6 protein-coding genes are annotated in these 8183 nt (G+C 68.1%); 2 read left to right on the top strand and 4 right to left on the bottom strand.

Going from position 1 to position 8183, the window contains the following annotated elements; genetic code table 11:
- Positions 1-470: 470 nt before the first annotated feature.
- The gene (locus AC1DCG_RS24560) at positions 471-3236 is read right to left on the bottom strand and encodes an exo-rhamnogalacturonan lyase family protein (protein ID WP_477037253.1); all 2766 of its coding nucleotides are present in this window, start codon (positions 3234-3236) and stop codon (positions 471-473) included.
- 114 nt (positions 3237-3350) lie between these two features.
- The gene (locus tag AC1DCG_RS24555) at positions 3351-4496 is read right to left on the bottom strand and encodes a pyridoxal phosphate-dependent aminotransferase (RefSeq protein ID WP_477041730.1); all 1146 of its coding nucleotides are present in this window, start codon (positions 4494-4496) and stop codon (positions 3351-3353) included.
- A gap of 109 nt (positions 4497-4605) precedes the next feature.
- Between AC1DCG_RS24555 and ybaK the strand changes: the two genes are divergently transcribed.
- A complete protein-coding gene (ybaK, locus tag AC1DCG_RS24550) occupies positions 4606-5079 on the top strand; it encodes a Cys-tRNA(Pro) deacylase (RefSeq protein ID WP_477031457.1) in 474 nt (157 codons plus the stop codon).
- A gap of 63 nt (positions 5080-5142) precedes the next feature.
- Here the strand turns inward: ybaK and AC1DCG_RS24545 are convergent, their stop codons facing one another.
- On the bottom strand, positions 5143-5814 hold the full coding sequence (locus AC1DCG_RS24545) for a hypothetical protein (RefSeq protein ID WP_165255040.1): 672 nt from the start codon (positions 5812-5814) through the stop codon (positions 5143-5145).
- A gap of 76 nt (positions 5815-5890) precedes the next feature.
- Positions 5891-6922 carry a tRNA dihydrouridine(20/20a) synthase DusA gene (gene dusA, locus AC1DCG_RS24540; protein ID WP_477037254.1) on the bottom strand — a complete coding sequence of 344 codons (1032 nt, stop codon included), beginning with the start codon at positions 6920-6922 and terminating at the stop codon, positions 5891-5893.
- A gap of 182 nt (positions 6923-7104) precedes the next feature.
- On the opposite strand from dusA, the gene AC1DCG_RS24535 reads away from it, so the two are divergent.
- The gene (locus AC1DCG_RS24535; protein ID WP_477031455.1) at positions 7105-8091 is read left to right on the top strand and encodes a site-specific integrase; all 987 of its coding nucleotides are present in this window, start codon (positions 7105-7107) and stop codon (positions 8089-8091) included.
- Positions 8092-8183: the final 92 nt, after the last annotated feature.

The following is an 8183-nucleotide window of genomic DNA, read 5'->3' as shown; positions in this document are numbered from 1 at the left end:
TGTCCCGCCTTCCCGAGACCTTCTTGCGGCCCCGCTCGATGCGGTCCTCGCCACGCTTGGGCCGGTACCAAGAGCCCTCCCCATGGCGGGGACGGCTTTGATTATGGCCCGGGTTTCAGCGCGTCTGATTGAATTGGCTGAGAAAGTTGCAGAGCGTTGAGTTCGTGGGACTCTTTTCGACAAGCGCCGGGGATGGACAGGGCTCTATCCCCGTCCGGCTTCCTGATCCTTCTCCCTGGAGGGAGAAGGCAGCCTGCGAAGCAGGTCGGTTGAGGGGTTAGGGACCGAAGACGGCGTGCCGGCACGCCGGTTGGCGGCGTACCCCCTCACCCTCCCAGGCTATCGCCTGGGCCCCTCCCTCTCCCCTCCGGGAGAGGGTTTGGGGGGCGATCCCAAGCGTCCGGGAAGCGGAAAACGTCCCCCCTCCAGCCCTTCGGGCCACCTCCCCCCCGAAGGGGGGAGGCTCCTGGTTAGAACGTGTCCTTGCCCAGGTCCTGGCCGCGCTTGCCGGCGGCGGGCAGGTTGGCGCGGGCTTCTTCCAGGACGTCGCCGATCAGGGCCAGGTTCTGGATCGTGGCCAGGCCCCATTGCGAGGACGCGTTGGTCGAGATGCGCGGGATCTCCTCCATCGGCTCGATGACGGCCGGGCCGTCGACGCGGCGCTTGGTGGCGATCGTGCCGACGCCGAGGCCCGCGTCGCCGCTGAAGTATTCGCGCCAGGCCCGCTGGGCCAGGGCAGGATCCTTGCGGTGGAAGGCGGCGTAGGCGGTCAGGCGCGAATGGCCTTCCTTGAGGTTGCGGCCCTTGGCCGGCGCGCCGGTCTTGGCACGGAACTCCGCATCCGAGGCGTTGTAGAACTGGCAGTAGTCGAGCCAGGCCTCGCGGTAGCGCGGATTGTCGATCAGCTGGAACAGCTCGGAATGCACCTCGACCGCGCCGAACACGGCGTTGAGGTGCGAGACGCTGACGGTTTCGCCCTTGCCCAGGAACTTGCCGGTCTTCAGGTCGAAGTCCGTGCCGCCAGCGAACCACTGCTGCTTCATGGCCGCGATGGTGTCCATGCCGGCCACGATGCGGTCGCGCCAGCGCTTGTCGCCCGTACGCTCCCACTCGGTGAGCCAGGCCGCGGCGAAGGCGCTCCAGCTGGTGCCGAAGCCCATGTCGACCACGCCTGGCGGCCGCGAGGGCTGGGCGCCCGGCAGCTTGCGGCCGATGTCGACGCGGGTCAGGCTCTCGTCGGAGTCGATCAGGGCGTGCATCAGGTCGCCCACCCGCTCGTCGGCGGTCAGGTAGTAGTAGTAGCGGCGATAGGCGGCGTTGGAGACGCGCGGCTGCTTGGAGCTGTCGGCCCAGTGCTGCACGCCGTGCCGCGTGCCCAGGCCCCGGTAGGGGCCGATATGGCAGACGTCGACCTCGCCAGTATGCCGGGTCATGGCCTCGGCCAAGCGGAAGACGTCGGCGCGGCCCGAGCGCACGAACGACAGCCACAGCCACAGGTCCGGCGACAGCTCGGAATTGGCCCAGGCGAAGCCGCCGATGTCGTAGCGCCAGACGTGACGGTCGCTGTCATAGGTGTGCATGACGTCGCCGTGGTTCCAGAAGCCGTACCAGCGGTGCTGCTCGACATCGAGCATGTAGAACGCCAGCAGGCCGTCGTTCTGGTCTTCCAGCGCGCGGCGGGTCGGGGTTGAGCGATCGACCAGGCTCCAGTCGCCGAACACCTGCGCCGCCTTCAGGCGGGCGGGGGTGGCGACCAGGCGCGGGGTCTGCCGCAGGCGGCCGGCCATGGCCGCGAAGTCGGGGCGCGAGGGCGTCGTGGGCAGCGCCCAGAGCGTGATCTCGTTGGTGCGGGCGATGCCCAGCGGGCGGCCCCAGTTCTTTTCGTAATCCTCGTAGGTGATCTCCAGGCCTTCGCGCTCGGCCGGGTGATCGTTCATGCCCATGCCGTCGTGGTAGAAGCGCAGGTCCATGGCCGGCGCATCCGGCGACCACAGCCAGACGGTGAACTCGGCGGCGTCCGTATGGGCGTTGCGGATGTCCAGGCGCGTCGGGCAACGCTTCCAGAAGTCGGTCATGGCGAAGGCGACGCCCCCGCTGGCGCCGCCGATATAGCCCAGACCCGTGGCCCGACCGCTGGTGATGGCGTCAATCCAGCCGTGGCCCGGCTTGGTGCGCTTCTTGATCGCAAAGCCGTCGGAATTGGGCTGGCTGAGGGTGAAGTCGCCCCAGGCCGGGATCAGGTCCAGCCGCTTGGAGACGGTCGGGGCCATGCCCTCCAGCCCCGGGGTCTTCTGGCCGGCGACCTGGGCGTCGCGCCAAGCCTTGCCCGGATCGCGGCGCAGGCCGGTGAGCGGGCGGATCCCCTCGCCCCAGACGCCGTCGTTCTCGCCGGCGAAGCGCACGTGGCGATCGTACAGCGGGTCGGTCATCGGCGCCTGGCCGACGAGGCCCAGGCCCCGGATGAAGTCGCGGTTCTCGTCGCCGTCGAAGACGAAGCTGTGCATGATCCGCAGCGAGCGGCCGCCGGCATAGACGTAGAGGCGCAGGGTGAAGGGCAGCCAGGCGCGGCCCGCGCCGCGGTGCTTGCCTTCCAGCTTCACCACCGCGCGGACGGGACCCTTCTGTTCGACGACCAGGCTTTCGATCTCGCCCTCGAAGCGGGTCTCGGTGACCGGGCCGCTCTCGAAATCGGGCTTGTCCTGGGTCAGGGCCACCAGGCGCACGTTGCGAACCGTCTCACGGCCGGCCACGGCGGCGCGGGCGATGATGTCGGCGCCCTTGCGCGGGATCGTCCAGGACTGTTCGCCGCTGATGATCTCGACGGCGTCGGCGGTCTCGCGCACCGAGACGCCGGCGGCCGGCGCGGCCGGCTTGCCGGGAACGACCTTGAGGAAGGGCGCGCGTCCGGTGTCGGCGGGGATGGCGTGACCGGTCCACTTCAGCGAACCGTCGGGCCAATAGGCCAGCGGCCAGGTCTGGACGGGCACGATCTGGCCGTCGGAGCTCGCGACGGTGAGGGTCGTCTTGGCCTTCAGGGCTCCGCGCGGCCAAGGCAGGCCGAAGGTCTGCCCCTCGTGAACCGCGGGGGGAACGTCGTCGAGCCAGCGGACGCCGTCCGCGCCAAGCGGGGTCTGCGGCGCGGCTTGGGCGGCCTGGGCGGCCTGAGCGGCGATCGGGGCGACGGCGCCGGCCAGGGCGGCGGTGCGCAGGAAATCGCGACGATTGAAAGGATCCATGGCGGTGCGCCCTCCCGTACCGGGGCGGTCGAGACGCCGCGCGAGCAGCCGTCGCCACCCTTTCATCACCGGAACGGGCGCAGCTTTATTCTCACATAATGGATAGTCAACGCATTATCTGGAATTTTGCACCTGAGCTGCAAACCACGGTTGAATGCGTTCGAGCGCTTCGCGCACCTCTTGCGTCGAGACCGCGAAACTGAAGCGGATGAAGCGGCGGCCCTCGACCGGATCGAAATCGAGACCCGGCGCGGTGGCCACCCCGGTCTCGCGCAGCAGGCGCTCGCAGAAGGCCAGGCTGTCGTCGGTCAGGTGGCCGATGTCGGCCCAGATGTAGAAGGCGCCGTCGGGCGGGGCGATGGCCGTCAGGCCCAGCGACGGCAGGGCGTCGAGCAGCAGCTGGCGGTTGGCGCGGTAGACGGCGACATGGCCCTCCAGCTCCTCGCGGGCGTCCATGGCGGCCAGGCCCGCGTGCTGGCTGAGCGAGGGGGCGGTCAGGAACAGGTTGCCAACGAAGGCGCGGGCGCGGGCGACAAGGTCGGCCGGCGCGACCAGCCAGCCCAGGCGCCAACCGACCATGCTGAAGTACTTGGAGAAGCTGTTGACGATCAGCGCCGTCGGCTCGAACTCCAGCATCGAGTGCGTGGGGCCGACATAGGACAGGCCGTGATAGATCTCGTCGGAGACGATGCGGATCCCGCGCTCGCGGCAGACCTCGGCGATCGCCGCCAGCTCCTGCGGCGGAATGATCGTGCCGGTGGGATTGGCCGGGCTGGCGATGATCACCCCGGCCGGGGCCGGKTCCAGCGCCGCCAGGGCCTGGGCGGTCAGCTGGTAGCGGCTCTCGGGGCCGCAGGCGATCTCCACCGGCGTCAGGTGAAGAGCCTTGAGGCTGTTGCGGTAGGCCACGTAGCCGGGCCTCGCCAGGGCGATGCGGTCGCCGGGCGTGAAGGCGCTCGACAGCGCCAGCACCAGGGCCGGCGAGGCGCCGCAGGTCAGGATCACCTGCTCGGCCTCGAGGGCGACGCCGTAGGTCTCCTGGTAGTGGCGAGCGATGCGGGCCTTCAGCGCCGGGCTTTCCCAATAGCCCATGCCGTCGCTGTCGAGCACCTGGTGGGCGCGGGCGATGGCGGGCGCGGGCGCGCCGGTCGAGGGCTGGCCGAACTCCATATGGATGATCAGCGCGCCCTCCCCCTTCAGCTGGTGCGCCAGGCGGCTGATGCCGATGGCGTGGAAGGGTTCGATCTCGGCGCGGGTCATCGTGGGGCAGTCCGTCGGAAAACTGCGTGCGACTGCTAGACCTGTTCTGGGCTTTGCGCCATCAACCGGCGCGCAGTCGAGGACCGGCAAGCGGTCGAGGGGAAGTCCGATGTCCAAGAGCACGCCCGCCACCCTGGCGCTCACCAAGGCCGGCGTCGCCTTCGAGGTGGCGACCTACGACTACGACCCCAACGCCGAGCGCGTGGGGCTGCAGGCCGCCGAGGCCCTGGGCGTGGATCCGGGCCAGGTGCTCAAGACCCTGATGGCCCAGGTCGACGGCAAGCCGGTCTGCGTGATCGTGCCGTCCGACCGCGAAGTGAGCATGAAGAAGCTGGCGGCGGCCTTCGGCGGCAAGGCCGCGGCCATGATGAAGCCGGCCGACGCCGAGCGCCTGACCGGCTTCAAGGTGGGCGGGGTCAGCCCGTTCGGCCAGCGCAAGAAGGTTCCCACCGCCATCGAGGACGAGGCCTTCGTGCTGGACCGCGTCTACATCAACGGCGGCCAGCGGGGGCTGCAGGTGCTGCTGGCGCCCGCCGACGCGATGGCGGCGGCGGGAGCGATCCGCGCGGCGCTGGTGGCTTAACCCAACTCGTCGTCATCCCGGCCGGAGCGAAGCGCAGAGCCGGGATGACGAGCTTGAGGGGCGTTAGAACCGGTAGGTCACGCCGACCTGCGCCACCGGGAAGTACTTGAAGTCCTTGGCGTCGTCGCGGACCTCGGCCTCTTCCTCGCGCAGGCGCTGCTGGAAGGTCGGGTCGTTGGACAGCGTGCCGCCCGAGGCGGTCAGATCAACCTTCGGGCTGTCGCTGAACGACACGCCGGCCATGGCCCGGAAGCCCCAGGCGCCGTCGCGGGTGAAGGTGTTGTCCCAGCCCAGGCCGACGAACGGCTGGGCGTCCGACAGTTCGACGTCGCCGGTGATGGTGCCGATCTGGGCGGGCGTGAAGGTGACGCCGCCGATCTCGGTGTCGCGGGTCGGCGTGCCGGCCAGGTTCAGCTTGCGCTTGCCGAAGTAGCTGCCGCCCGAGACGAAGAAGCCGCCCTGCATCGGGTGCCAGTCGAGGAAGACCCCGGCGGTCTTGGACTTGACCTTGCCCTTGTAGGCGACGTCGCCGTAGGTCTCGTCATGGTCGAAGTCGAGCCAGTCGCCGCCGCCGCGGACCACCAGGCTGTCGTTCAGGCGAAACTGGGCTTCGACGCCGAGGCCGGGCGTACCGACATTGGCGCCGACCGCGAAGTTGCCGCCGTCCTGGGCTTGGGCGCCGGCGGCCGCAAGCAGCGCCGCCATCACCGTCGTCGCGAAAAGTCCCGTCTTCATCTTGCGTGTCCCTTGAAGTGCTCGAGGCGTCCTCTAGGGCCGCAAACCCTTATGAAGGCTTGACAGTTCCCATGGCTCAGCTCGCCGCAGCCTCCACGGCCCGCTGCTCGCGCTCCTCGACGGCGCGACGGACGGCCTCCAGGGCCTTGTCGACGACCTCGATCCCCGCCCCTTCGGCCACGCCCTCGACCGTGAGGATGCGGCGCCAGGCGCGCGCGCCCGGCAGGCCGTGGAACAGGCCCAGCATGTGGCGGGTGATGCCGGCCAGCCGCCAGCCCTCGGCCAGGCTGGCCTGGATGTAGGGGCGATAGCGCTCGACGGCCTCGAAGGGCGTCACGTCGGGAACGTCGAGGCCGAACACCCGGCGATCGACCGCGCCCAGCAGGCCCGCCTCGTGATAGGCCGCGCGGCCCAGCATGACGCCGTCGACGTGCTGCAGGTGCTCCAGCGCCGCGTCGACGCTGGGCACGCCGCCGTTGATCGAGATGGTCAGGTCCGGCCGCTCGCGCTTGAGCCTATAGACCAGCGGATAGTCCAGCGGCGGGACGTCGCGGTTTTCCTTCGGCGACAGGCCCTGCAGCCAGGCCTTGCGGGCATGGACGATGAAGGTGGTGACGCCGGCGGCGACGCAACGGTCGACCAGGGTGAACAGAGCCTCTTCCGGATCCTGGTCGTCGACGCCGATGCGGCACTTGACCGTCACCGGAACCTTCACGGCGTGCGCCATGGCGGCCATGCACTCGGCCACCAGGTCGGGCTCGCGCATCAGGCAGGCGCCGAACCGGCCGCTCTGCACGCGATCGGACGGGCAGCCGACGTTGAGGTTGATCTCGTCGTAGCCGTAGTCCTCGCCAATGCGGGCGGCGGCGGCCAGATCGGCCGGCTCGGAGCCGCCAAGCTGCAGCGCCACCGGATGCTGGTCGCTGGCATAGCCCAGCAACCGCTCGCGATCGCCGTGCAGCACCGCGCCGGTGGTGACCATCTCCGAATACAGCAGAGCCCGCGACGACAGCACGCGATGCAGCGACCGGCAGTGGCGGTCGCTCCAGTCCATCATGGGAGCTACGGAAAATCTATGCGCTTGATTTTTCACGATTTTTCTAGCAATATCAGTCCGTTATGTGCACACCTGCACACTCTCGTGTGCACTTCAAGACGCTACTTTTCGCCCTGCTACGACACCTGCTTGCACACACAGAGCACACGAAATTGGCCACGTTCACGCAGCTTCGATCCGGCTCTTGGAGGGCCCAGGTTCGCCGCAAGGGCCGCTATATAGGCGAGACCTTCTTGCTGCGCGAGGACGCGAGACGATGGGCCACAGCCGCCGAGGCTGAGATCGACAAAGGCCGGGCGCCGAAAACAACCTACATCGCCGACAAGACGACCTTCGGCCATCTCATCGACCTGCACCTGGAAGATATGGCGGACGCCAGAAAGCCGGTCGGGCGAACCAAGGCCGCAGTGCTGGAGCTTCTGCGCGGCGACCTCGGCAACAAGAAGTTCTCCGAGCTTGATCGCAAGGCCATCATCGACTTCGGGCGCGCCCGCGCCAAGGGAGGCGCCGGCCCAACGACGCTGGGCATGTACATCTGGGGGATCAGGCTGATCCTCCAACATGCCTCTGCGGTGCACGAGATCGAGACAAGCCTGGAAACCGTCGAGAAGGCACGATTGGCGCTCAAGCACCTGGGCCTGGTCGGCAAGAGCAAACAGCGCGACCGACGCCCGACAGAGGATGAACTCACCGCGCTCTATGCGTTCTTCGACCGTAGTGACCGACGCCTCATTCCGATGACTCGGATCATCCAGTTCGCCATCGCCACGGCCATGCGACAGGATGAAATCTGCCGTGTGACCTGGGGGGACTACAACGCCCGCGCCAAGACGCTCCTTGTACAGGACCGCAAGGATCCACGTCTCAAATACGGTAACGACCAGCCAGTGCCTCTCGTTGGTCTAAGCGGCTACGATCCCATCGCCTTGATCGAGGAGCAACGCCCCTTAAGAAGAAATCAGGACAGTCGTATCTTCCCCTATTACGGCAGGTCAGTCAGCGCAGCCTTTACGCGGGCGACGGCGGAACTGAAAATCCACGACCTTGTCTTCCACGACACCCGCCACGAAGCCACCAGCCGCTTCTTCGAGGCCGGCCTGAACATCCCGCAGGTGGCCCTGATCACGGGCCACAAGGATTGGAAGATGCTGCAGCGCTATACGTGTGTTTCGGCTTGCAAAAATGACCCCCATCTCGGGGATATCGGCGTCCAAAAATGACCCCCTGTCCTTGAGGCTTTGATGGCCAGATCGGCGGCTTGTGTAGCCGCGGATCGAGACGGGGATGTTGGTAGTGGAGACGGTGGCGAAGA

It is taken from the genome of Caulobacter sp. 10L414 (assembly GCF_056395525.1).
Note: the sequence above shows the minus strand (reverse complement) of the source record. Positions and strands in the feature narration are given on the sequence as shown.